General features: G+C 35.7%; 16 protein-coding genes and 1 pseudogene. 2 read left to right on the forward strand and 15 right to left on the reverse strand.

The window, feature by feature from the left end:
- Positions 1–193: 193 nt before the first annotated feature.
- From asp1 (MKX45_RS08185) to MKX45_RS08195, 3 genes are read right to left on the reverse strand one after another with little or no spacing between them, the layout of a single operon-like run.
- Entirely contained in the window at positions 194–1819 is a 1626-nt protein-coding gene (gene asp1, locus MKX45_RS08185) for an accessory Sec system glycosyltransferase Asp1 (RefSeq protein ID WP_340816998.1), read from the reverse strand.
- Positions 1820–1841: 22 nt separating this feature from the next.
- Positions 1842–3362: an accessory Sec system glycosyltransferase Asp1 gene (gene asp1, locus MKX45_RS08190; RefSeq protein ID WP_340816999.1), complete on the reverse strand. Its 1521-nt coding sequence runs from the start codon at positions 3360–3362 to the stop codon at positions 1842–1844.
- Positions 3363–3402: 40 nt separating this feature from the next.
- The gene (locus tag MKX45_RS08195; protein WP_240758593.1) at positions 3403–5049 is read right to left on the reverse strand and encodes a hypothetical protein; all 1647 of its coding nucleotides are present in this window, start codon (positions 5047–5049) and stop codon (positions 3403–3405) included.
- A 373-nt stretch (positions 5050–5422) separates the two neighbouring features.
- Here MKX45_RS08195 and MKX45_RS08200 point away from each other — a divergent pair.
- Positions 5423–6580 (forward strand): annotated as a pseudogene (locus MKX45_RS08200) (IS3 family transposase).
- On the opposite strand, the gene MKX45_RS08205 reads toward MKX45_RS08200, so the two are convergent.
- The 3 genes from MKX45_RS08205 to MKX45_RS08215 all read right to left on the reverse strand — a co-directional run bounded on the left by MKX45_RS08205 (position 6577) and on the right by MKX45_RS08215 (position 15584).
- Entirely contained in the window at positions 6577–7929 is a 1353-nt protein-coding gene (locus tag MKX45_RS08205) for a hypothetical protein (RefSeq protein ID WP_340817001.1), read from the reverse strand. The pseudogene MKX45_RS08200 and the gene MKX45_RS08205 overlap by 4 nt on opposite strands.
- Before the next feature lie 148 nt (positions 7930–8077).
- Positions 8078–9025: a glycosyltransferase family A protein gene (locus MKX45_RS08210; protein ID WP_336270190.1), complete on the reverse strand. Its 948-nt coding sequence runs from the start codon at positions 9023–9025 to the stop codon at positions 8078–8080.
- Positions 9026–9119: 94 nt separating this feature from the next.
- Positions 9120–15584: a hypothetical protein gene (locus tag MKX45_RS08215; protein WP_340817002.1), complete on the reverse strand. Its 6465-nt coding sequence runs from the start codon at positions 15582–15584 to the stop codon at positions 9120–9122.
- Between the two features lie 73 nt (positions 15585–15657).
- Between MKX45_RS08215 and MKX45_RS08220 the strand changes: the two genes are divergently transcribed.
- Positions 15658–15780: a hypothetical protein gene (locus tag MKX45_RS08220; RefSeq protein WP_340817003.1), complete on the forward strand. Its 123-nt coding sequence runs from the start codon at positions 15658–15660 to the stop codon at positions 15778–15780.
- A 550-nt stretch (positions 15781–16330) separates the two neighbouring features.
- On the opposite strand, the gene MKX45_RS08225 is transcribed toward MKX45_RS08220, so the two are convergent.
- The 9 genes from MKX45_RS08225 to MKX45_RS08265 all read right to left on the reverse strand — a co-directional run bounded on the left by MKX45_RS08225 (position 16331) and on the right by MKX45_RS08265 (position 26331).
- Positions 16331–17767: a glycoside hydrolase family 1 protein gene (locus MKX45_RS08225; RefSeq protein WP_128267981.1), complete on the reverse strand. Its 1437-nt coding sequence runs from the start codon at positions 17765–17767 to the stop codon at positions 16331–16333.
- A 47-nt stretch (positions 17768–17814) separates the two neighbouring features.
- Positions 17815–19725 carry a beta-glucoside-specific PTS transporter subunit IIABC gene (locus tag MKX45_RS08230; protein WP_227150072.1) on the reverse strand — a complete coding sequence of 637 codons (1911 nt, stop codon included), beginning with the start codon at positions 19723–19725 and terminating at the stop codon, positions 17815–17817.
- A 100-nt stretch (positions 19726–19825) separates the two neighbouring features.
- Positions 19826–20665: a BglG family transcription antiterminator LicT gene (gene licT / locus MKX45_RS08235; protein WP_340817004.1), complete on the reverse strand. Its 840-nt coding sequence runs from the start codon at positions 20663–20665 to the stop codon at positions 19826–19828.
- Positions 20666–20842: 177 nt separating this feature from the next.
- Entirely contained in the window at positions 20843–21604 is a 762-nt protein-coding gene (gene trpA / locus MKX45_RS08240; RefSeq protein ID WP_057720579.1) for a tryptophan synthase subunit alpha, read from the reverse strand.
- The gene (gene trpB / locus MKX45_RS08245) at positions 21601–22809 is read right to left on the reverse strand and encodes a tryptophan synthase subunit beta (protein ID WP_128267979.1); all 1209 of its coding nucleotides are present in this window, start codon (positions 22807–22809) and stop codon (positions 21601–21603) included. Before trpB ends, trpA begins: the two co-directional genes overlap by 4 nt.
- 36 nt (positions 22810–22845) lie before the next feature.
- Positions 22846–23907 carry a phosphoribosylanthranilate isomerase gene (locus MKX45_RS08250; protein WP_057720577.1) on the reverse strand — a complete coding sequence of 354 codons (1062 nt, stop codon included), beginning with the start codon at positions 23905–23907 and terminating at the stop codon, positions 22846–22848.
- Entirely contained in the window at positions 23897–24691 is a 795-nt protein-coding gene (trpC, locus tag MKX45_RS08255) for an indole-3-glycerol phosphate synthase TrpC (RefSeq protein ID WP_057720576.1), read from the reverse strand. The genes MKX45_RS08250 and trpC overlap by 11 nt, the downstream gene beginning before the upstream one ends.
- Before the next feature lie 46 nt (positions 24692–24737).
- A complete protein-coding gene (gene trpD, locus MKX45_RS08260; protein WP_057720575.1) occupies positions 24738–25745 on the reverse strand; it encodes an anthranilate phosphoribosyltransferase in 1008 nt (335 codons plus the stop codon).
- Positions 25735–26331, reverse strand: a complete 597-nt coding sequence (locus MKX45_RS08265) for an aminodeoxychorismate/anthranilate synthase component II (RefSeq protein WP_012898079.1) — start codon at positions 26329–26331, stop codon at positions 25735–25737. The genes trpD and MKX45_RS08265 overlap by 11 nt, the downstream gene beginning before the upstream one ends.
- Positions 26332–26382 lie beyond the last annotated feature (51 nt).

The raw sequence follows: 26382 nt of genomic DNA on the forward strand, positions 1-26382 counted from the left end.
CATTAAAAATCTATTTTTACCTGAACAAAATGAAATTCTTTCATATTATAGCGCTTTATCATTTATTTTTCAATCTATACCATTTAGTAAGTTTTCTCAAACTCCTAAGCCAAATATATTTTTAATAATCTTTTTTTGCTGAAATTTTTAACAAAAAGAAGCTATAACAACAATTGTTATAACTTTTCCTTTTCTACTTAGATTTTTTTGTAGAGTAAATCCTTTGATCCCCTATTCCCTCTGTAATCGGTGAACGATAAGCAATATTCTTTTTGTTTGCATCGTTAATGAGAGCTTGCCAAGCTTTCCAGACATTTTCTTCAGAATAACGTCTAGATAATTCATAAGACTGAGTAGACATTTTTTGTAGTTTATCTTCCTGAGTAAACAGTTCAACTAAACGGTCAGCCATTTCTTGAATTCCCTCATAAGGAACAACAAAACCATTTTCTCCATCCACTATCAACTCATTTGGTCCATAGTTTACATCATAAGTGACCCCAACCATCCCATGGCTTATTGCCTCCATGAGAGATAAATTAAAACCTTCCATGATTGAAGCTAGGGCATAGACTTGGAACTCTTTTTGCAGCTCCCCAACATTATTAGCATACTCAAATTGATGCACTGCTTCTTCCATATGGTATTCTTTTATCGCAGCATTAATGGCCTTTTGTGCAGAATCATCATCTCGATGATCAACATAACCATAAAAATCTAGCGTAATATCTGGAACAGTTTGTCTTGCAATCCCTATCGCCCTAATGATATGATCAATTCGTTTTTCAGGTGCAACACGTGCAGTCACCAAAACGCTATGCACTTTACGCTCCTTCATATCAATTCGCTTTTCTGAAAAAACTTCATTTGGAACAACTCCAACAGGAATAGTAAATAATTTGCTTTGAGGATTAAATCGTTTTGAAACATCAAGTGTTTGTTTTTCTGTTGCTGAAACAATAGCATCGTAACCATTTGAATTCATCAATCCAAACTCATAAAAGTTATTCATGACCGAATGCATGGGCTCTTGGGCATTTCCAGCATGTGAATTATGCAAATGAAGTACCGTATAAGCAGGACGATCCAAGTTCAATAAAGCCCAATCCGCCAAATGTGTTCGATCCATGATAAAAATATTTGCTTTATCATCTTGCCAATACTCTTCGTTTAATAAATTAAGAAAATGGAGCGTTAACTCATCAATATTAGTAAAATTATAAATTGCTCCATCAGCACCATTCAGACGCCAACCACTTTTGGTATACTTGTGATTTCCATCATATTTATTAAAAGTTTCCAATACTGGCTTGCCTTTGATATCCATCCAAACTTCTGTGCCAATCTTGTTATCAGGTGTATACCATTGACTTAAACTCAAAAAACCTCGAATATCATAAAAGTCAACTCGATAAAGATTTCCAAACCCATCGAAAAATTCTACAGCACTTACTCGTTCAAGAGGATCTTCGCCAAAATATCGAACACGAGCAATAAGTTGTTGTCCTTGAAAGACAAGATATCTAAATTGATTAGGTTCCTTATTATAAGTTAAAGAATCGACTCCAAAATCTAAATCTTCAACATGGAGGACTTTTTCCTCTACAAGTTCTGCTTTCTGAAAATAATCAAACATACATAAAGTTTCTGAATTAGAGATGCCTACTTCACCTAAAAATCGATGAATATTAGGATTCCATTCTCGAAAAACAAGTTTAAAAGCCTCATTATTTTTTCGAAATAATGCCGCACGTTTAAGCTGTGCATGCTCTATTCCAGAATTTTTTTGATTAAATGTTGAGTTAATAAAAAATAACATGATTCCTCATTCCTATATTTGATTATCTTATGAATAAATTATCAGCAATAATCTTATCGTTAAGCCACTGCCCCCAAACAGCTTCTTCGCTATACTCTTTTGCCTTTTCGTAAGCAGAGCGAGAAAACTTATCCCAATTTGCTTTTGATTGAATAATTTCTGCAATAGAGTCAGCAGCAGTTTGAATTGCTCCATAAGGAACAAGGTAGCCATTCTCCCCATTCTCTATCTGTTCAGTCAGCCCATACTTAACCTTATATGCTACAACTGGCACCCCATGATTTAAAGCTTCTAAAACATTCATCCCAAACGCTTCTCCTTCCGAAGTGTTAAGTAAAAGTCCTGCATTATTTAAAGCAATTTCTAGCGCTTCCTCTGATTGGTAACCTTTAAAGTTAACAACATTTTTTAAATTATTAGTTTCTACAAGTTTTTCTAAATCTTTTTGAATCTCTGAAGGAGATGAATAGCCATAAAAATCAAGGCTTGTTTCCGGTAATCTGCGATAAACATTCGCAAAAATTTCTACAACATCAGCTGGTTTTTTCTCTGATGATAAACTCCCAACATAAATAATCTTATTTTTATTTCGAGAAGCTGATTTTTTAACTTTTTTAGCAAAAGTATCAGTGAGAGCTATGACCTGCTTAAAATCATAAAATTTAGTAATTTCATCTTTTTGTTGCTTAGTAGCAACAATTAAACCATCAAAATTATCTTTATACACAGTAAATAAATCATTAAGATAATCCACCACTAATCTTGAAGCTCCTGCTTGCTGATTATTTTTTGAATGAGAATTATGTAAAAATTGCCATTTTCCTACTGCACCTTCCACACCTGCAACAGCGGGGATGAGTGATGGTCGATCATTTATAAATACGCTTGCTTCTTGACTTGCTATCTCATTCATGAAAAAAGTAAAGAGTTCTTCTTCTCGATTAAATCGTCTATTCTTACCTTTATAATTCAATAATTTATACATTGTTGGATGTAGAATCCCTTGAATATTCATATGTATGATTTCCAACTTAGGAGTTCCATTGATATCAAAAAAGATTTGCGGCCCTTGAGTTCCGTCTGGATGAAAGTATTGTGTAGAAGAAAGAAAACCTCTACGATCCCAAATATCTTTAGCTACTACATGATTCATCGAATCATTATATTCCATTGAACCAACTAATCCAACTGTCGCTGGTGCAATCATTACTTTAGCAATTGTTTTTCCAGCATGCTTAATCAGTGATTCATTAGCATCAATTCCTTCAATATGATATTTTCTTTTATTAATCTTGTTTGTGTAACGCACATCAACATCTCTTGCAGAAACATTTATTACATCTTGAAAATAATCATACATATTTATGACATCATCATGAGTTAAACCTACCCTCTTTAAATCTCCAGAGAGTTGAGGATTGTAATTTCTTGTCAAAATTTTAGCTTCAACACGATGATTTTTGAACATTTTCAATCGTTTAATCGCTGAAAATTCTGTCCCAGAATTCAGGGTAAAAATATTCTCATTTACAAAATAATTCATTATCAATACCTTTCAGTTAGATATATTATTAAAACTGATATTAAGCAAGAGCTTTTAGCGCTTCTTTTTTTTCTATGTTTTGGTGTTGCTTTTCTATTTTCTCTATTTCAAGAATATCTTCGATAAAACTTGGTTTCTCACTGAGAATATCTGGTTGTTCTGGCGTTGGATAAGAAGAAACCAACTTTTCTACCTTATTCGGAGCTTCAATATTTTTTACGCTAGCTACTACAAGTGAAAATTCTAGTTCCTTTGGATTAAAATTGATTGGTACTTCTGGAAGAACAATTGCAATTCCTCCTTCATTAACAGATAAGAGATTTTGAACTCGTTTAAATTGATTAACTTTTTTCACGCTATTAATAAATGATGAACTTCCAGTAATTGTAGAAAGTAATTGTTTTACATTATCATCTAATGCACTCTTAAAGTAGGTTTTTAAATCAAGATCATTTGGTAGGGAGCTTTCTATTACAATTTTTCTTGTCGGAATACCTGTCATTTTTTCCATTGAATCCAATCGTTTTCTTAAATTACTAATACTTTGATCGTAACTAGAACGAATTTTGGTAAAATGTGTAATTGTATCTTCTAGGTTTTCATCAATCAAAGCTTGAATATGCTCAAGATAAACTTTATGAATTGTCACTTTTAATTCATCAACACTTTGTAAATGTGTTAAGTCTGAAACCTCACTCCCAAGACTATTCGCTAACACTTCAACATTGCGGTAAGAAGCACTATAAATATCCATGTAATTTGGAAGTGAATTAATTGCATTCACAATTTCTTGCAAACCATTCTTAGAATCTGACATTTTAGCAATGTTCTCATTTAATTTAATTGATTCATCCAAATATTGACGATAATCTTTAACTAATAAGGCGAAAACCTGCTCTCTATTTTCATATTCTATCTGCCACTCCTTGAAGTTGGTTAATAGCCTATTTAAGTAGTTTTCAATGTTTGTTCCACGATAAGCTATATCACTATTTCCCAAATCGATAAGTCTTTTCCCTCCAAGTCGTATAAAAATTGAAACCTGTTTTTGATATTCCGCCAATGCTTTAACAAGATCCTTAGCTATTACCTCAGTTTGGGAATAAAATCTTTGAAATGTTTCTGTCCATTTTGATAGTTCGAATTTCCTGGTTAATCTTATTGATGATTCATTAAACTCAATTTCAGGAATATTAAATTCATCTATAAAATTAGAACCGGTTGCTTCATTAATTGGGAAAGTAAACATATCATTTTTAAAGATAAATTGATTCAAATTATGCAAAGCAGTTTCAAAGTCATTATCTTTTTTTTGAACAATATTTCTTAAATCTAAACAATGATTAAATTCTTGAGTCAATCGATTATATAATTCCTGATTGGAATTATATTTTTTCATTTCTTCTTGATATTGCTTTTGAGCAGCCTCTCTAGATTTATCTAAAAATTGATAATCACTATAAATAACTTTGTATTGTTGATTTAGCTTTTCGAGTTGGTTACTCACCTTTGTGTACTCCGGTAATATTTTTTTATATAAACTATTATACTGAGGATATTCGTCATGCCAATTTTTTGACTGTTCCTTTAGTCGTAAATAAAGTTGCTCACCATTTTGGTATGTTTCCTCTAAAGCTGAGAAATTATCTTCTAATTCAAACTTTAGTCCATCTTTTATGCCTGTCAACTTCTTGAGTTCTTTTTCAGATTCTTTATAGTTTGCTAGAATAGATTCTTTATTTGCCGTTGCAATTCTGAGAAGACCTGCAACATCAGAATATGCTTTTTTAACAATTTCAAGATTTTCCTCACTTTGAGCAAGCTTTTCTTTGGCAGTATCATAAGATTCTTTAGTGGAGTTATACCGAGTTTCAAAAGCTATATAATCATCTTTTATATTTTTGAAGGACGTTTGCTCTTTTATGAATTCTCGTTCGAGTTTATCGTATTCCTGAGAAATAACTTTAGATGCTTCTTGTGATTGGAGCTATACTATAAAAGTGGACAGAAAATTGTGTGTTATAATCTGTCTATTAAGACACAAAAATGAAAGGACTTTTATGTCAGGTTTTAAACGTTACGACGAGGATTTCAAACAATCGCTCGTTAATCTCTATCAAACTGGTAAAACACAAACTGAACTCTGTAAAGATTATGGGGTATCTTCTTCTGCACTTGCAAAATGGATTAAGCAGTACTCTCAAGTGCGTCTTGAAGATAATACGGTGTTGACTGCTAAACAGATTCAAAAATTACAAAAAAGGAATGCCCAACTAGAGGAAGAAAATCTGATCTTAAAAAAAGCGAGTGCCATATTCATGCAAAACTCCAAGTAAGATTGAAAGCCATCTATAGACTCCGATTTGAACACACGACAGTTATGCTCTGTCGTGTTTTACATGTCAATCGTTCCACCTACTATAACTTCATAAACAAGAGGCCTTCGAAGCGTGAAGTAGAAAATCAACGCTTGAGAAAATTACTTCTTGAAATCTATATGAAAGCCAAGAAAAGAATCGGAACAAGAGCTTTTAAAATTATTCTCCTGCGTGATTATGGCGTCAATATTTCTGAAGGGCGTATCTTAAGACTTCTCAAGTCTATGACACTCCCTAAAATGTCAACCATTAAACCTCGTTTTTATTCAAACAAATCGCCCGAATTTTCTTCTGATAATCTACTGAAACAAGAATTTAACCCGAACTCCCCAAATCAAGTGTGGACAACTGACTTCACTTATATTTCTATAGGACCTAAACGACATATTTATCTCTGTGCTATTCTTGACCTCTACTCAAGGAAATGTATTGCGTGGAAAGTAAGTGATCGAATTGATGCCAAACTCGCCTGTGATACCTTAGAGATAGCTATAAAGAAAAGAAAACCTAAAGAACCAATCATTTTTCATTCTGATCAAGGCAGTCAATTTAAGTCAGCTTCCTTTAGAAAGCTATTAGATGAGCATCAATTGCTTGCTTCTTACTCCAAGCCTGGATATCCTTATGATAATGCCGTGACTGAGGTCTTTTTCAAGTATCTTAAACAACGAGAAATTAATCGCAGAACTTATCACTCCATTCAAGAAGTTCAACTCTCTTGCTTTGAATACATCGAACAATTTTATAACAATTATAATCCTCATTCCGCCAACAATGGTTTAACTCCAAATCAGAAAAAAGAAAATTATTTTAAGAAAATATAGCTCATTTTGTGTCTAAATATTTGACATTAGTCCAGATTGTCCCCGTTGGTGGTTAAGAATCCCATATTTTGATTTTAAAACTTCTAAAACCATTGTAATTTTTTTCTGAGCAGCCAATGTTTGGCTTAAGGAATCATTATAAACTTTTGACTTATCCTTTTTCTCATCAACCAGCTTCTTCACCAGTTCATAGCTAGCATTAATTTGCTCAAAAACACTTTTTTGTAATTTGAACTTTTCTTCCAAAGGATAAAAATCTTTCGCTAAACTATCAACCCTACTTTTGGCAACATCCCTGTCACGGGTGATATAACCAATGACAGTCTTACTCGGATTTTTTAAACTATTCATTTCCTCAAGATTTTCTTTAAGCTCAGCATACTTATCATATTCTGCATCATAGCTTTTTTTGGAAATATTATAAGCTATAGCTACTGCTTCATAGTTTTTTTTGTGTTCTTTATATTTTTCTTCCATTGCTGCTAAAGAAGGCTCAACAAAACTATAAATTTCTTTTGAGGTTTTTGCTTCTTCTTCTGTATTCTTTATTTTTTTATCAATAGATTGAAGGTTTTGCTCGAATTTCTGTTTATTAGCTTTAGTTTTTTCAAAATCTTTGACTAGCATCTCCCAATCATTTTTTATGGTATTTGCATGGTGATATTTCTTACGGGATTCTTCAAAAGTTTCTTTCTTTTCCTGATAATTTTTTTTAAGTAACTCATAGACAGAGACAATCCCGTTTAAACGACTTTGTGTTGCTTTAAATACTTCTCTCTCTATCACCAATTTACCCTTTAACTCAACAAAAATATCGTTTTTTTCAGACTTTTTATCAATTAACTCTTGTACCTCATCGTTAATTTTTTTCAGAGCTATAGAGTGTTCTTCAAACTTTCTTTGAACCACTTCTCTATCTTGAATAATATTTTCATATTCTTCAGTGATTTCTTGATATTCCTTAAGGCTTTGTTCATACTTTTGTTTTATTCCTTCGTATTTGACCATTTCAGAAGTATATTCTTCTTTTTTATTAGTCATCTTTTGAGAAAGTTGATTTAAATCTTCTAAACTACGATTTAATACTAGATATCCTTTTTTATATTCAGCTAAATCATTAAAGTATTTTTCTGAATGTTGTAGATATTTTTCAAGTAGTTGTTTGTGTGTTCTCAATTCTGAAGAATAGTTACTCCTTCCCACCATATTACTCACTTTCTTTTGCCGTATTGCCACTCCTAATTCTTTACTAGCTTTCAATTCAATTTGACTGTCAGGAATCTTCCTTGACGACGATTTTTGCTCTTTCGAATTTTTCAAGAACAAACTATTCAAAATATTAAGTTGTCTACCTTGTTTCTTCATTAACGAACCCAACCTCTCTAATAAATAAAGTTTAAAAAATAATAATAATAAATAATAACATTAGGCAGATAGATATTTTTATCTATCCGCCTAAAATTGGAAAGGATTCGTTTCAAAAGATTAACTTAACTTTTAAAAATCCTTTATGTTACCAGGGAAGAGTTTGAGCTATCCACTCCTTAAAACCATCAGTATTAATTCCATACCACTGATTATTAATATCGGCGCTTTTCTCATTAACCTGTTTTTGAAGTTCTGGAGTCCAGCCAGAGAAAATATCAGAAACATTTTCGATCAGTATACGCTGTTCCTTTAACCATTTTTCCTCATCTATTGGCGAAAATTTTTGGGATTTCAAATACATATCTGTTAAATAGTTTTCAAAATCAGATTGTAACCTTTCAGGCTTCCATTTACGAATCATTTCAAACCAATGCCTGTTTTCTCTTGCCCAAATATGAGCTTGATAATTAAACATATTTTCAGAATTTCTTGTAATGGATTTAGGATTACATAACCACATGTAAACGACTTCTTCAAGGTAACATTTATCAGTTGATAGTATACAAGCCAAACCAACAAAATAAGTATCTTCATAAATTGGTAAATCAACCAAAAATCTTAAATTTATCATTTCTAAGTAAGTACGTTTATACCACTTTCCATAAACAGCTTTAACATCCTTATTATTATGAACGATGTAAGTATAGGGATTTCCGGCAACTTGTTCCCAATACCCGGCCAATATCATTTGATGGCCTTGATTAGCCGCATTATAAAACGGCCATAATGCGCCCACATAATAGAGAATATCATCAGCATCAATAAACATAACGTATTTACTCTTAGAATGATCTATACCGTACTGCCTAGCTATACCCGGCCCACTACTTGGTATTTCATGATAATTAATTTCAAGTTTGTCTGCTAAAACATCAAACTTTTTTAAATTAATGGGTTTTCCCCCATCATTAACAAGATGGACATCCAGTTGTGAAAGATCAATTCCAATCTGATTATAAATAGATGCTAACGGAAGCATTAGTTCCGATTCCGTCTGCCCCTTGAAAGGAATGATAATACTTACTTTTTTCATATTTTTTAGTTTCTTCCCTTTATGATTTTCAATGGCATAATCTTTTAAATTTTAAATTTGCGTTCATAAACTATCTGCTATAATCATAAGCAAATTAATTTTCTTTACGACGTTTTACCTCAGTAAGAGTGAGTACACCAAGTAAGGTACCAAATCCTAAAACTAACGCTTCTGCACTACTTACAGAATCATCGCCAGTTTTTGGTAATGTAGTATTACTTGTGCCGATTCCAACAGGAGTTCCAAGAGGAGTCAATGTTGAATTTTGAGTCTTATTAGAAGTATTTAATTTAGTATTTTTACCGATAATGGTGCTATCTGGATTAATTATTTCACCGTTTGGAAGATGAATTGTGCCATCTGGGTCAATAACAGTACCTTCAGGAAGATCAATAGCTCCTCCAGGCGTTTGAACTGTACCACCGCCAGGGAGCGTAATGCTTCCATCTGGGTTTAAAATAGTTGGACCATTTGGTTTAACCTTACCGTCATCACCTGTGCCAGTTTTACCGTCTTGTCCAGGTAATGTAATAGTACCATCTGGGTTAACGACATTGCCACCTGGGAGATGAACTGTGCCATCTGGGTCAATAACAGTACCTTCAGGAAGATCAATAGCTCCTCCAGGCGTTTGAACTGTACCACCGCCAGGGAGCGTAATGCTTCCATCTGGGTTTAAAATAGTTGGACCATTTGGTTTAACCTTACCGTCATCACCTGTGCCAGTTTTACCGTCTTGTCCAGGTAATGTAATAGTACCATCTGGGTTAACGACATTGCCACCTGGGAGATGAACTGTGCCATCTGGGTCTACGACACTTCCTCCTGGAACATTAATCGTTCCTCCTGGCGTTTGAACTGTACCACCGCCAGGGAGCGTAATGCTTCCATCTGGGTTTGAAATAGATGGACCATTTGGTTTAACCTTACCGTCATCACCTGTGCCAGTTTTACCGTCTTGTCCAGGTAATGTAATAGTACCATCTGGGTTAACGACATTGCCACCTGGGAGATGAACTGTGCCATCTGGGTCTACGACACTTCCTCCTGGAACATTAATCGTTCCTCCTGGTGTTGTAACTGTACCTCCTCCGTCTGGGAGAGTGACACTTCCATTATCACCTGGAATAATTGGGCCGTTTGGTTTAACCTTACCGTCATCGCCTGTACCAGTTTTACCGTCTTGTCCAGGTAATGTAACAGTACCATCTGGGTTAACGATATCACCACCTGGGAGATGAATCGTGCCATCTGGGTCTACTATTGTTCCTCCAGGAACATTGTATGAGCCATCAGGACGATCAACTTTTCCTCCATCACTTGGAAGTGTAACACTTCCGTCTGAACCTGGTGTCAATGGTTGATCCCCAGTTACCGTAACATCATCATCTGTACCTGGCTTACCATCTTTACCTGGTAAGGTAACGGTTTTACCGTCACTAGGAGTAGTTGGGTTTGTTGTTCTGCCTGAGCTTGATCCACCATCTGTGCTTGATGTTGGATTTGTTGTTCCGCCTGAACTTGAGCCACCATCTGTACTTGATGTTGGATTTGTTGTTCCGCCTGAACTTGAGCTACCATCTGTACTTGATGTTGGGTTTGTTGTTCCACCTGAACTTGAGCCGCCATCTGTGCTTGATGTTGGGTTTGTTGTTCCGCCTGAACTATCCGAATTAGCATTTGAAGAAGCAACATAGCTTGAAGCTGCTGAAGCATCTGATTCAGCTTGACTTGCAGCATATGATGCGGCTTCAGCTTCACTTAATGCTTGTGAAGCAAGACTTGATGCTGCTATTGAGTCTGCCATAACTTCTGACCGATAAGAATCAAAGTCAGGATCACTACTAATAGCTGCACATCCAGCTTGATTTGCTTCTGAGCTTGCTTTATCAACAAGTGATTGCGCTTGACTTGCATGATCGCTTGCTTGACTCGCTAATGAGCTTGCTGTGCTTGCTGATGTTGAGGCATCTGAGGCAAAGCTTTGGACGTTAGTATCATCTGGATATTGACTTGCAAGAGAACTTGCTGTTGAGGATCCAGATGAGGCTTCATTTGAAACTTCAGATGCAATACTTACTGCAGATGAAGCTGTACTTTGTGTTTCATCCCAAAGAGGTGAGACATAAAGACCATTTCCTGAATTACCAGTCAAAGGATCCCCAACAGAAAAGTCAGAAGTCAAGAATGCATTTGCATATTGACTCAAATCAAGTCCAGAGAATTTAAAGATATTTTCTTTAGATACGCCATCAGCTCCAACTTTGATAGACACATTGATAGTGGCAATTGCTTTACCATCTGCGTACAAAGTAGCAGTTCCATCTTGAGTAGAGTTTGGCATATCCGCACCCCAGACATCAAGAACAGCATAAACTGTTTGATTTGTACCTGCTGGAAGAATTTCTCCTTGTTCATAGGCAAGTGTATATCCATAAGAACCTGTGAACTCTTGACCAGTTGATGGATCATTTGATTCGTAGGTGAATGTGATTGGGCTTCCAGCTGCATCAACCGTTGCTGAACTTGGAGTTCCAGCTACAAGTGAATATCCTGAAATTGTAGGTGCTGAAACTGTTTCTCCATCATACTTGTCATAGGTATATGAACCGATTGATGTACCATCAGAGGTTACAGCATTGATGACCCCTTGAATATCATCTGTATTTACTTGATAAACAATTGAAGTATATTGGGTTTGGCCTGGCGCTGCTGATACTCCTTGTACTGCTCCTAAAGCGTCTGCAGTAATTACTGTTGTTTCCGGAACAAAAGTGTTATCTAATTGTCTATCAGTTATAGCTGCAGATTGACCTTCATAATAATAATTATCTGTTTTTAAATTCTCTAAAATTTGTTCTGTTGGATCGTTAAATGTCAAACCAACTGCAACTGTCGCAAGTCCAGTTGCTGAATAACCTGAACTTGTTAAAATTTGTTGAACAGCTGTAGACATTGCAACAGACATTGCACTAGAAGCTCCTGATAAAATACCATTAGATTGAGTAACTACATTCATGGCGGACGTGTCAGCTGCTACTGAACCCGTTGCATTATTTGCAGTATTCAACATATTTTGGAAAATCGTATTAATATTTCCTTGAGCTGTTGCAATATAACTACCTGCAACAGAAGCTGTATTCGTTGATAGACCGTAAATTGCGAGGGCGCCTGATAATGCAAGATATTTTGCATAGGCAAGATTTAATCCAAGGTTAGATTGCAAATCACCTGCTGCAATTGCATTAGAAACTGCTGCAGAAAGATTGATTGGCATTAATCCAGCAATATTGGATGAAGATAAGGCTGCTGCGGATACTTTTGTTGATGCTTGGCTTGCTTGTGCTGTAGAAACAGCGATAGGAAGTGTAGATACGGTATTGGCTGCCAATGTCGCCCGACTAATTAAGTTAGCCATGATATTTGATATATTTTGACTAACCGCTGTTGTATATGAAATCCCATCGGCATTAATCGTTAATGTACCATCAGTATTCATTGTTACAGGCGCCAAAATAGATTGTGTATAAATACCATTTGTTCCCTTAACTACAGCTTTAGCATTTGTTGCTAAACCATCCAAAGTCGTTTGTGCTGCATTTACTGTTTGTTGATAAGAAAGTAATGCGTTAATTAAAGCAGATAAGGGTTGCTGTGCTTGAGTTGCTGCTTGAGCTATCGAATTTCCAAGCACTGCTGTTGTCGCTTGAGTAATATCTTGATAGTTATTTAGTCCTAGGATATCGGAAATTTTAAAAGAGCCAAAAGTAGGACCTGTAATTGGGATTCCAACGTTCACAACATAATCCATCAAAGCATTAAGTTGATAGGTTTGCAAATCTTCTGAATAGATATTATATAATGCACCATTATTATAAACAGTAATTTGAGTCGTTCCTGTTCCTCCAGCTACTGGCGTTACATTTCCATTAATATCAATATTAAATGTGGTTGCATTATTTACTGCTCCTAATAGTGAATATGTTGGCGTTCCAATCAAAGCTGTGGTTGCTTGAGATGCTGCAACAACTGCTGCGGAATTCATCAATTTATTTGCTTGGGAAGCACTCAATTGAGTTATAAGTTGTTGAGTATTGGTTGTATCAATTAATAGATTTGATGCTCCAACCATTTTAAGCATGTTATTTTCTGCTTGTTGAGCTGTATAAAGCTGTAATGCAAGGCTAAGTAATGTCGAATTCGTTGCCGTCGCTAAAGAGTCAACTGCTACTGCTGCGGCAGCATAAGAAGCAACTCCTGAACTAAAGGCTGTATTCACAAGTGATGTTGCTGATGAATTACCTGTAAACTGAACAGAAACTAAGGCTTGCGAATCTTGGGTCGTTTGATAATTTCCATAAGTTGTTGTCAAAGCATTGTTAGAACCAAGCGAAGCAATTGTTTGATTGTTTGCAACTACAGCTGAGGATAGCGCAAGAATATTCCCTAATTCAAGAAATTCAAGGGTTGACCCTGTTTGAGCAGTAATTAAAGCTGAAAGACTTGCTAAATTCGTGTTATTAGTGAAAACTGCAGTTGACGCGGTAGCTGCCGCTGTTGATGCCATATCATATAATGATTGCGCAGTTTGTTGAACTGTGGCCAAACTTGAAGCAATTGTACTATAAGAGTTAGCAATATTAGCATATGATGAAGCTAAGCTTGTATTCGATTGTGCTTGATATGAGGATGCAATTATTGAATAAGAAGTTGCTAAAGAATTTTGCATTGCAATTCCAGCACTTGCAGAAGCTGCTACAACCGAAGCTGAGGAAAGTATCTCACTCTGTTCATCAAAAGTAGTATTTGCAGTAGACGCATTAGATGCAAATGTAGAAGCGTTAGCAAAATCATCTGCTTGTGATTTTTGTAAATCATTATATGCCGCTACAGATGACGCAATTGCTGTACCTGAATTATTAGTTGCAATGGAATCTGTAATTGAAGTAGCGATTGAGATGTAATCAGACTGTGCTCCATCAAGTAAAACTGACTCTGAATGAATAACAGTAATATAAGAGTTAGCAATACTATTAAAAGCCGATTGTGCTGCCGAAGCTGAATTCAATAGTGAAGTTGCCGAAGTTGCTACTGAAGTTGCAGATGAAACTATAGAACTCATAGTTTTCATTGTGGCATTCGCTGAAGAATATGCATTTGAAGCTTGTACATAGGCTCCAGAGGCATTAACCGCGGCTGTACTATATGAATTAGCTATCAAACCATAAGAACTTGCAAGTGAGGCATATGAAATATTGTTAGGATCAGAATCAGCAGCTGATTGGGCAGCTGTAGAGGTTTTTGCTCCACCGATGTCTGTAATCGGAGGAAGATATACACCAGCAACAATGGTCCCCCCTGCTGCTTTATAAGCGGAATCATAGGCACTTTGGGCGTATGATGAAGCTACGCTTGATGTATAGCTTGAAGCCAAACTTTCCCAAATATAATTACTTGTTGTTGCAAGATTTGCTGCCGATTGACCTGCGGCTACTTGAGAAGTAAAAGTGCTAGTAGCTGATGAAGTATAGCTTGATAAGCCAGCAGAGTTAGCCCCAATTGCTGCTACTGAAAAAGCAGATTGTTTATTCATTTCAGATGAATTCGAAATGGCATTTGAAGAAGCTACTGATGCTGTTGAGGTTGCTGATGAAACTACTGAACTTGCAGAAGAAATCGTTGTTGTAGCATTTGATGCAGCTATCGCATAAGAACCTGCAGATGACATATTTTGTAATGCAAGCAGTGAACTTGCTGTATAGCTGGCTTGGATAGATGTCAGGGTTGCACTCAGTAGAGAATAAGCAGAGCTGTAGGTTAATAAATTATCAGATGTCGCTACAGCTGAAACCAGCGCAAAAGCTGATGAAACATTACTAGCTAAAGAAGATAATACTGTAGTGGCACCATCAGAAATTAAGACTGCTGTTTCTGAGTAATATGCAGATTCGATAGAAGCATTTGATTTACGAAGTGCATCAATCATTGAATTATTTGCTGCTACTGAAGAAGCTGTAATTGTATTTGCTGTTGAAGTTGCTGTAAAACCTCCGGAAGATGGCTGACCGCTTGTAAGTTTTGTGTATGTCCCACCAGCAAGTTGAGCTGTCGCTCCTCCTGCAGAGGACTGACCAGAATCCGTACCAGGAGTTGTAATTGTTACAGCAGCTACAGAATAACCTGCTTGTGTTTGGTCAGTCGATGGCGAAACACTCCATGAATAAGAACCATCAGAAAGCGTAGAACCTGAATTTGAAATTGACTGAGTTGCTTTAATATCAACTGTTGTTTGTGAAGCTGCTCCAGAACCAGCTGTTACTGCTCCATTTGAATTCAAGTTTGTCGAAGAGGTTGTATTAATCGTTCCTCCACTTGAAGCAGTAGATGAACTATTGATACCAATTGTTGTTGCTCCGCCAGTACCGTTTGTGTTTTGTGAGTTACTCGTTTCTGGTGCGCCAATTGGATTTCCAGAATTATTATCTTGCTTAAGTACAGCACTTGAAGAATTTACTTGTGCATCAGTATAACTACTCGGATTTGCTGAAGATTTTGCCACTGTATTAGCTGAATTTGCTACAGAAGCATTATCAGCCCCAGCTGTAGCATTTGATCCAAGTCCACCAGTTGCAGTGTTTTCTGCTCCAGTTGTTTTACCTGTTGAAGTTGAAAGAACTTGGTCAGCAAAAACGCCATGGGAAGAGGAAGCAATTGCTCCACCTGAAACTACTAAAGCAAGGATAGACGAGGCATAGAGCCATTGTTTTCCTGATTTCTAAGTTCTAAAATTTTCATGAACTTGCGCATTTTCAGGAATTTTGAATTGATTGTTTTTCATCAGTTCTCCTTTGTTCGTCATAATATTTTTTAGAGTAAATATTTTTATTATGACTAGTGAATATTCCAATAATTTAACATATGATAAGTTTCAACTAAAACTACTAAAAGTCATTGTGACTTCTTTCAATAAACAGGGAAGCCCCTAATAGTAACATTACTTATTCTCATCTTCACGCCTCTTTTCTTTTGACTTAGTTCAATGATTATTTCCATGAATAAATGTAAAATGATGTATTTTCAGCCTTTATGAAAGAATAAAAACCTTATCAGGAATATGTACAAATTCCTTTTGATAAATTATACAACTTTCTTTCTTTTATTTCAATATATTTCTTTTAGATTTTTTGTTTTTATTTTAAATAAACATAGTATTTCATAGAATACATTTTGATTTTACCTTTCATTTAATTATCTTTTGAGTTAACAATTAAAAAAACCTCATCATATTGATGAGGTTTCTATCTTTTACATGTTAGTACCGTTTGAAGCAATTACTTCTTTATACCAATCAAATGATTTTTTCTTAGAACGTTTTTTTGTTCCATTTCCTTCGTCATCTAAGTCAACGTAGATGAATCCATAACGCTTACTCATTTCTCCTGTAGATGCTGAAACTAAATCAATACAGCCCCAAGGTGTGTAACCCATTAGGTCGACACCATCTTCAACTGCTTCATTCATTGATTGAATGTGTTTTTTGAGATAATCAATACGATAATCATCTTGTATCGTTCCGTCTTCTTCTACTTTATCAATTGCACCTAAGCCATTTTCGACAATGAAGAGCGGGACTTGATAGCGACCGTATAAATCATTAAGGGCGTAACGAAGTCCGTCAGGGTCAACTGCCCAACCCCATTCGCTTTCTTTTAAAAAGGGATTTTTAACTCCTCCAAGAACCATATTTCCTGAAGCTTGAACGCCTTCCCCTGTTTTTGATTCTACAGTCGACATATAATAACTAAATCCTATATAATCAACTGTTCCTTCTTTTATTATCTTTAGATCTTCTTCGGAAATTTCAAGTGCATCTACATTTACTCCGTGTTTACGGTGAAGTCGATTCGTAAATGCGGGATAGGCTCCTCGAACTTGTACATCATTACAGAAATAATTAAACTCTTGAATACTTTCTTGTGTTGCTAATTGATTTACTGGGTTTGCATCGAACGAATAAGTTGTTGAATAAATACTCATACAACCAATTTGTAAACTCTTATTCAAGTCATGCCCAAATTTTACAGCTTGAGCACTTGCAACAAATTGATTATGCCAAGCTTTGAAAACATTAGTTTTGTCATCTCCACCATTAGATGGAACAAGTCCTTGACTTAAACCTGAAAAGAATGTTGCTGAATTGATTTCATTAAAAGTCATCCAATATTTCACTTTGTCTTGATAACGTTCTAACAAAACTTTTGCAAAACGGACATAAAATTCGATTAGTTCGCGATTTTTCCATCCTCCATATGTTTTAGCTAAATTAAGTGGCATTTCATAGTGGGAAATTGTAACCACTGGTTCAATTCCATATTTCAAACACTCATCAATTAGTTGATCATGAAAAAGCAAACCTTTTTCATTTGGAGTTGTTTCATCTCCCATTGGAAAAATTCTTGACCAAGCTACCGAAAAACGGTAAGCTTTAAATCCCATTTCTGCAAATAATGCAATGTCTTCTTTAAACTGATGATAATGATCAATTCCATCATGATTTGGATAAGTGAAATGTTCAGTGTCAATCGTCCAATCAAATTCCGGACTTGCAAGAATTGCCAATCTTTCTTTACCTCCTGGCATTGCATCTGCTACTGAGAGCCCTTTACCATCTATATCATAAGCACCTTCTAATTGATTTGCTGCCGTTGCTCCACCCCATAAAAAGTCTGTTTTAAATGTCATTTTATAATTTTCCTATCTAATTTTTAAAGTTTTTCATCAATGCTATTTTAAACTGGATTTGCCACTAATTCAGTTGTTTGTGCATTAACTGCAGTTAGTAACACTTCATTTTGATGAATCGTCGATTGATTTGTAACTAGAATGTCCATATAATCCTGAGTATTTGTTACAATGATTGGAACTTGAGTACTGTATCCCGCATTTTGAATACGCTCAATATCAAACTTGAGGAGTAAGTCACCTTTTTTTACACTCTGTCCTTGTTTTACAAAAGTTTCAAAGTATTTCCCTTCAAGTTGGACAGTATCTATTCCGATATGAATGAGAAGTTCAGTTCCCTCATTTGAAATTAAACCTACTGCATGTTTAGTTGGGAACAAAATCATAACCATTCCATCAAATGGAGCACGAACCTCACCTAGTGTTGGTTCAATCGCTGCTCCTTTGCCCATTACACCTGCAGAAAAGGCTGCATCTTTAACTTGTGATAGTGGAATAACTTTTCCTTCAAGAGAGCTTCCAATTATTTCTTTATTCGTTTTTTGTTTATTAAATTTTTTGTCAGGGATTGGATTTTCAATAACATCATCTTCAAATCCCACAAGATAGGTTACTACAAAGCCTGCTATAACTGCTACAGCTGATACAATCATCATTTTAATCGCGCCTGAAACTTCACCTGTAAGGGTAATATTAGATGTAAAACTGAAGATTCCCAAAGCTCCCATTGTATAGGCTTTAATTCCCAAGGCCATGGCAACAGCTGATAAAATTCCACTTACGATACATGAAACCCAAAATGGACGTTTCTTAGGGAGGGTAATTCCGTAAATTGCTGGTTCTGTAACACCAAACCAACCAGAAATAAAGGCTGGTATTGCTAATTCACGAAGTCGTTTGTCTTTTGTTTTTAACATCACTGCTCCAACAGCTCCAGTTTGCGCAAACGATGCAACACTTGCGGCAATTAAAAGCGCGGTTGGTTCTCCTTTTGCTAATGCGATAATTGCAAATGGAACAATTGCCCAATGTAGTCCAAACATGACTAAGACTTGCCAAGCAAATCCTAGCACTAAACCAAAGATAATAGGATTAAATCCTTGTAATGCTAGTAAACCTTTACCTAAAGCATCTGAAGCAAGATTCATTACTGGTCCAATAACTAGGAAGCCTAGAGGAATTGAGATGATTGCCGTAAAGAATGGTGTCAAGAAAAGCTTTACTACATCAGGAATAATTTTCTTTAACTGGTGTTCTAAAAATGCTGCAAATGCTGTAATGGCAATAATTGGCATTACAGAAGACCCGTAGCCAGCAGTTGGTACTGAAAAAGGAATTCCAAAGAGGCTTAATCCACCACTTTCTGCAAATGTTTTTGCAACTGTTCCGTCTACGAAACCTGGGTAAACAAGTGCTGCGGCAATCATCATTCCAACAAATGGTGAACCATTAAATTTTTTCATTGAAGTATATCCAATGAAAATTGGTAGGAAGAGAAATAGACCATCACCCATTGCATTAAAAACAGCATAGGTTGCAGATGCTTGAAAACTTTGTCCCAAGGCAAAGGATAAAATTGCATTAACCCCTTTAATCATACCCGCTGCTGCTAATGGAGCTAATATTGGTTGGAAAATTCCTGAGATCAATTCCACAAATTGATCGAAAAGGTTTCCTTTTTGTGCAGAGTCTGCTGGTGAGGTATCAAGTACCCCAAGGACAGCATCTACATCTGCACGCACTTCTGGTACATGATTCCCAATAACGACTTGGTATTGGCCGCCAGATTGCATTACTGTAACTACACCATCCATATTTTTCAGGACATCGGTATTTGCTTTTTTCTCATCTCTGAGTTTAAAACGTAACCGTGTAATACAGTTAATCACTGAGATGACATTTTCTTTGCCACCTACATTTGCTACAATGTCTTTTGCAAGAGCTTCATATTTGCCCATTACAAACCTCCAAAATAATATATTTTTTAGAGGTTTCGCCAACTTAATGTCACGATCCAATTGTTACCATAGTTGATGATGACTAAAGTCATCTTAAAAATTAATCTTGTATTTTTTCTAAAATACGTGCTAGATGAACGGTCATATATATTTGTTCATTTTGAGAAACTTCGTACGACCTTGTCTGTTTAAGAAACTCACTGACTTTTTTTGTTCCTATGTATGCTCTTGGGTATTTTCTGGTTATTAGAAGGAATAAGTCTTCATCGGTGCTTTCATCACTTTTTGTATTAGAAAGTATTCTTTCGGTGAAAAATTTAAGGTGAGTAATGAACCTTTGAAAATAAATATCTTGCTCATTAAAGTTTACTTGTAAAGTATACTTTAGAGTTGTTAATATTTCTTCCATTAATTTTGTTAATTCCGTTGCATATTCATGACCACTTCCCAGGGTTCCATTAACAATGTGCATGGCCAGAAAACCTGCTTCATCTTCTGGAAGTGAGATATTAAGTTTTTCTTGAACTTTTTGAAGTGTTTCAAGACAAAGTGCAAATTCTTCTGGAAAAAATCTCTTAATATCCCACAAAAGAAAATTTTTAATAGTTATATTGTCTTTTTCACGAATAATTGCTGCATTTAAATGGTCAGCGAAAGCAACCAATACGGTATCAGAAATTGTTTTATCAAATTTTGTTTTTGCTTTTGCTAAAGTTAAAATCGAAAGTTCTACGATTCCACTTGGAATTTCCGAAAGTAATTCTGAAAAATTCTGTTGCTCAGAAGTTACTTTTAATGCAAAAATTTTTTCAATTTTTTTGTCTTCAACAACTTCACCTGCTTTTTTCCCAAATCCTAAGCCTAAACCCAAAAGAATGGTTTCTTCATTATCATTTTGAGCAATGACTACATTATTGTTCAGAACTTTTTTGATTTTCACATTCTTCTCCATTTCACAAAAATAGACCTTATCCCCCTATGACTATAGGTTTGATAAGGTCTAGCTTAACTTAATAATCACTATCCAATTTTTTGTAACCGTTTTATTTAATAAAAAGTATACCATTTGTAAAGTGGACTGTCAAGGATATATGGTTTTATTAATTTTTCAATTATCTTAAAAATTGATTGCGTTTTCAATAAATTTAATAACTTCGTTTTCTTTACCTTCATGTAAATCACGAACAATTTTTGAACCAACAATAACTCCTGAGGACACTTTATTAAAACGGTCTACATCAGATAATGTAGAAATTCCAAATCCTGTCAAAACAGGAACATCCGTTAATGAAGACAACGCTTTTAAATGTTGGTCAAGCTGGTTACTATAAGCATTTTCTTTCCCAGTTACTCCATTGATTGCAACGGCATAGATAAATCCTTCAGCCTCGGCTACAAGTTCTTTTTGCCGAGAAAGTGGCGTGGTTAATGAGACCAGAGGAACTAAACAGATATCTTTATCATTGATAAAGGGTTTGATATAGTTCTCATGCTCTTTAGGTAAATCTGGAATGATAAGGCCTTTAACTGGTGTTTCTTCAAGAGCTGCAACAAACTTTTCAATTCCAAACTGATAAACGGGATTGAAATAGGTCATAATTACTAGAGGAACTTTTGTATCAATTGTTTTTAAGGTTTCAAGAATACTTGAAAGTGATACATTTCTTGCTAAAGCACGCAAACCTGCTTGTTCGATGACTGGACCATCAGCAACCGGATCTGAAAATGGAACGCCAATTTCAATAGCGGAGCTCCCGGCTTGTTCAAGCAGTTGAATGGTTTCTTTAAGACCTTCTAAGCCTTTTTCATGGTCGCCAGCCATGATATAAGGAATAAAATTATTTTTTTTATTGCTTAAAGTCATTTGTAAAGTTTTCATTTTTTCACCTCTTTTTCTGCTTCAAGTCGTTCTTTAACTTGAACCACATCCTTATCCCCACGTCCTGAAAGACAAACAATCATTGATTTATCTGCTCCTAATTCTTTAGCTAGTTTGACTGCATAGGCGATAGCATGAGAGCTTTCTAGTGCTGGAATAATTCCTTCAGTTCTAGATAAGATTTTAAAACCTTCAAGTGCTTCTTCATCTGTAATATCAACATATTTTGCTCGTCCAACAGCATTGAAATAAGAGTGTTCTGGTCCGATTCCTGGATAGTCTAAACCGGCTGAAATACTAAAGGCTTCTAAGATTTGACCATTTTCATCTTGAAGGACATCCATGAGTGTTCCGTGAAGAACACCGGGGCGCCCTTTAGTAATTGTTGCCGCATGATGTGGCGTATCAATTCCAAGACCAGCAGCTTCAACACCATACATGGCAACTGATTCATCATTAACGAAGGGATAAAAAAGTCCTATCGAATTTGAACCTCCACCGACACAAGCTACTAAAGCATCTGGAAGTTTATTTTCTTTTTCTAAAAATTGGGCACGCGCTTCTTGTCCAATAACAGCTTGATAATCACGCACAATTTGTGGAAATGGATGTGGTCCAAGAACTGAGCCCATTACATAATGCGTATCTTCAACTTGAGCAACCCATGCTCTAAGTGCTGCATTAACCGCATCTTTAAGTACGCGTGAACCATCAGTTACTGAATGAACTTTTGCCCCGAGTAATTCCATGCGAAAGACATTGAGAGATTGTCTTTTAACGTCTTCTTCACCCATATAAATCGTACATTCCATGCCAAAGAGGGCAGCAGCGGTTGCGGTTGCGACACCGTGTTGGCCTGCCCCTGTTTCAGCAATGACTTTATTTTTTCCCATTTTTTTGGCAAGGAGGACTTGTCCGAGGGCATTGTTAATTTTGTGTGCTCCTGTATGGTTTAGGTCTTCTCTTTTAAGATAAATTTTTGCTCCGCCCGCATATTCTGTTAAGCGTTTTGCATAATAGAGTGGGTTTTCTCGTCCAACATAGTCTTTAAGTAATTCTTTAAGTTCTGCTTGAAAGAGAGGGTCTTTTTTACTATCTACGTAGGCTTCTTCTAATTGTTTTACTGCTGTCATTAGTGTCTCAGGTACGAATTGGCCCCCGAATTGGCCGTAAAATCCTTTGTTGTTAGGTTGGTTGTAGGTCATGTTGTTGCTCCTTTTTTGTAAGTTTCATGGTAAATCTCATTTAATGTTCGCGTCATTTTCTTCAAAAAGTAATTTCTTTAAAATCTTCTTATCTTTAGTTTTTTTAGCTCGCCAGCTATCTGTCACTGCCGCTTGGTAAATTTGAATATTTTGCTTTAAAGTAGGGAGGAAAAATTCTTGATGTAACTCAGATTTGAAATTGATTTTGGGAATATCATTATCGTCAACCCCGGCATAGTTTTTAAGGGTCTCCACACTTGCAAAGCCAACATGAATGCTAGCTTTTTCAAATTTATGCTCATGTAAGTCAATGAGCTGATAACCTAATTCTTCCATTAAACTTGTTAATTGCTCAAAATTTTCAAAATCAGGCTTTTTGAGTTGAATATCAATGTCATCAGGATTTGTTGGAAAATTGATTATTTGCTCAACTGCTAAACTTCCCATTAAATAAGGGATAATCTTATTTTCATTTAGCTTTTTTGTGATTCTTAAAAATTCTATAAATAATTGCTTTGATGAGGCAAGGCTTGCATTTTGAACAAAGTTTTTTATTTTTGTAAGGTTTTTAATTCCGTCAGTTTCTACTCCAGAAGAAACATCCACACCGTAGGCATTTGGAAAATGTTGAATAGCAGCTGCTACATTTTCTGGATTAAGTCCACCAGCGATGAAAAATTTATTTTTCAGACCGCTGGTCACCAAAGATTCCCAATCAAATGCTTGACCACTTCCAGCTTGTGGACTATCAAATAATAAAATTACATCTTCGTATTCTTTAAATTCTTGGTCTGGCCTTATTGCTTTAATAACCGAAATATCTAGTTGATTAATGTAATTCATATCTTCATTTCCGTGAAGCTGAACCAGATCAAGTTGAGCAACTTGAATAGCTTTTTTTACAAAATTAATAGGTTCATCAACAAAAACTCCTACTTTTTTGACTGTTTTTGGGACATCGTTTGTGATTTGAAAAATTTTTTCTGGTGCAACTTGACGTTTTGAGGGACTAAGAATAAAACCGAGATGTGTGGCACCAGATTCTACGGCTGTATCAACAGCTTCTTTTGTAGATAAACCACAGATTTTAATTTTCATTCGTTTTCCTCTTGACTTTTAAATCTTTCAAAGATTTTTCTAGATTTTCTGATTGCATGAGTGCTGTTCCAACCAATATTCCATTGAAAGCATCGGAAACTTTTTGGGCTTCGTTTGCGCTAAAAATGCCTGATTCGGAAATGTAGATATTGTCTTCTTTAAAGTAGGGAGTCAAATCTACTGAATTTTGCAAGCTCACTTCAAAGGTTTTTAAATTACGATTATTAACTCCAATAATTTTAGCCCCAAGCTGATGAGCAATCTCAAGTTCTGCTTTATTATGTGTTTCAACAAGAACTTCAAGTCCTAGTGAAAGTGCGTAGTTGTAGAGGTTTTGGAGTTTGGGGTATTGATTTTCAAAAACTGCGACAATGAGTAAAATAACTGTTGCTCCCGCATTTACTGCCCGATTGATTTGTTTTTTATCGATGATAAAATCCTTGTTCAAGGTGGGGATTTGGACATTTTCTGAAATTTCACAGAGATATTCAATATTTCCTTTAAAAAATACAGGGTCAGTTAAGACGGAAATCATAGCGGCACCGGCTTGTTCGTAATTTTTGGCTTGGTCAACGATATCCACTTCTAAATTAATATCACCTAGACTGGGCGAAGCTTTTTTGATTTCGGCAATCACTTGAAGCTGGTCGGAATGTTCTTTTAAGTAATCATAAAAATTGTATGTTTGACGAACTTTTCCTACTTGTTCTTCTGGCATTTTAGCAATTTCAAGTCTTTTTTCTGCTAGGATTGTTTCTAGAAATTTTCCTTTTTTTATGTTCATATTTTTCTCTCATTTTCTGCTATTTCAAAATTTGCCATCAAGATTTTTAACCAATTTGTTCTGCTTGTAATTCATGCAACTTGGTAAGAGCTGCTCCTGTACTAATTACTTCTCTTGCAAGGTCAACTCCGGATTTGATGGAATCAACTTTTCCGTTGGCATAAAATCCAAGTCCGGCATTTAAAACGGTCGTTTCTAAAAAGGCTGACGGTTGATTTTCAAGGACATTTTTTAAAATTTCAGCATTTTCTGGGGCTTCACCTCCACGAATATCATTGAGTTGAACTTCTGAAATACCAACGTCTGAGGCTCTAAATTCATGCAAAGTCACTTTGTCATTTTCTAAAAGTGCGTAATGATTAAGTCCAAAGGGAGTTGCTTCGTCCATTCCGCCTTCACCTGTGATGACTAATGCTCGCTTACGGCCCAAGCCTTTCAAAACATTCGCTGTTAATTCAAGTAAATCTGGACGTGAGGTACCAAGAAGTTGCGTATCAAGTGGAATTGGATTGATTAGCGGCCCAGTCAAATTCATAATTGTTGGAATTTCGAGTTGTCTGCGGACTGGCGTGAAGTATTTCATCGCTGGGTGGAGATTTTGAGCAAAAAGGAAAACTAAACCAACTTTGTCAAAAACTTGAGCTAACTTTTCTGCTGGTAAATAAAGATTGATTCCTAAGGCCTCAAGAACGTCTGCCGAGCCAGATTTACTGGTAATGGAGCGATTTCCGTGTTTTGCCATATTGACTCCACCAGCTGCTAAAACAAAAGCGGCTGTGGTTGAAATATTAAAACTGAATGAGCGGTCGCCTCCTGTTCCACAATTGTCCATCGCATTTGTCAAATTTGTTGGGATAGAAATCGCTGCTTTTTGTAAAGCTCGAGCCAAACCAGTCAATTCGCTTGCTGCTTCACCTTTCATTTTTAATGCTACTAAAAAGCTGGCAATTTGGACCTCGCTTAATTCACCTTGGATAATTGAATTAGCAAGCATGTTCATTTCATTTTCGGTCATGTCACGGCCTGACATCACTTTTTCAAGTTCATTTTTCATTTGATGACTCCTTGTTTTCATTTACTTGGTTGACAAAATTTTCAATCATGGTCATACCATCCAATGTGCCAATGGATTCTGGGTGAAATTGTAATCCATAAATCTGTTCTTTTTCATTTTCAATAGCCATAATTTCACCATCATCTGTCGCGACTGCTGTGATTGCAAAATCTGGTAAAGCGACTGCCTCATCCATGACAATTGAATGATAGCGCATGACTAGAAATTTTGAGGGAAGATGATTGAAAAGTAAATTTCCTGAGGTCTGACGGACTTGTGAATTCTTGCCATGCATGACTTGATGTGCCAATCGAAGTTTGCCACCAAAAACTTCAACGATAGCTTGAAAACCTAGACATATTCCTAAAATTGGTTTTTGACCTGCAAATTGCTGAATAAGTGTTTCCATTTTTCCAGCATCCGCAGGCCAACCAGGGCCTGGTGAGAATATTAAGGCGTCTGCTTTTTCTGCCATATTTTCCAAAGAATCATCGTCATTTTTCACAACTGCTACATCAGTCAAAGCACCTACATACTGCACTAAGTTGTAAGTGAAACTATCGTAATTATCTATTATTAAAATCAATTTTGTCTCCTATTTTTAACGACAAGGCCTGTCAGTAATTTTTTATTTTCT

It is taken from the genome of Lactococcus sp. FSL W8-0209, assembly GCF_038006585.1.
Classification (GTDB): domain Bacteria; phylum Bacillota; class Bacilli; order Lactobacillales; family Streptococcaceae; genus Lactococcus; species Lactococcus lactis.

Coding starts and splice junctions, on each gene's coding strand:
- asp1 (WP_340816998.1), bottom strand. CDS start 1,819: ATGTTATTTTTTATTAACTCAACATTTAATCAAAAAAATTCTGGAATA.
- asp1 (WP_340816999.1), bottom strand. CDS start 3,362: ATGAATTATTTTGTAAATGAGAATATTTTTACCCTGAATTCTGGGACA.
- MKX45_RS08205 (WP_340817001.1), bottom strand. CDS start 7,929: ATGAAGAAACAAGGTAGACAACTTAATATTTTGAATAGTTTGTTCTTG.
- MKX45_RS08210 (WP_336270190.1), bottom strand. CDS start 9,025: ATGAAAAAAGTAAGTATTATCATTCCTTTCAAGGGGCAGACGGAATCG.
- MKX45_RS08225 (WP_128267981.1), bottom strand. CDS start 17,767: ATGACATTTAAAACAGACTTTTTATGGGGTGGAGCAACGGCAGCAAAT.
- MKX45_RS08230 (WP_227150072.1), bottom strand. CDS start 19,725: ATGGGCAAATATGAAGCTCTTGCAAAAGACATTGTAGCAAATGTAGGT.
- trpA (WP_057720579.1), bottom strand. CDS start 21,604: ATGAAAACTTTACAAATGACTTTAAGCAATAAAAAAAATAATTTTATT.
- trpB (WP_128267979.1), bottom strand. CDS start 22,809: ATGACCTACAACCAACCTAACAACAAAGGATTTTACGGCCAATTCGGG.
- MKX45_RS08250 (WP_057720577.1), bottom strand. CDS start 23,907: ATGAAAATTAAAATCTGTGGTTTATCTACAAAAGAAGCTGTTGATACA.
- trpC (WP_057720576.1), bottom strand. CDS start 24,691: ATGAACATAAAAAAAGGAAAATTTCTAGAAACAATCCTAGCAGAAAAA.
- trpD (WP_057720575.1), bottom strand. CDS start 25,745: ATGAAAAATGAACTTGAAAAAGTGATGTCAGGCCGTGACATGACCGAA.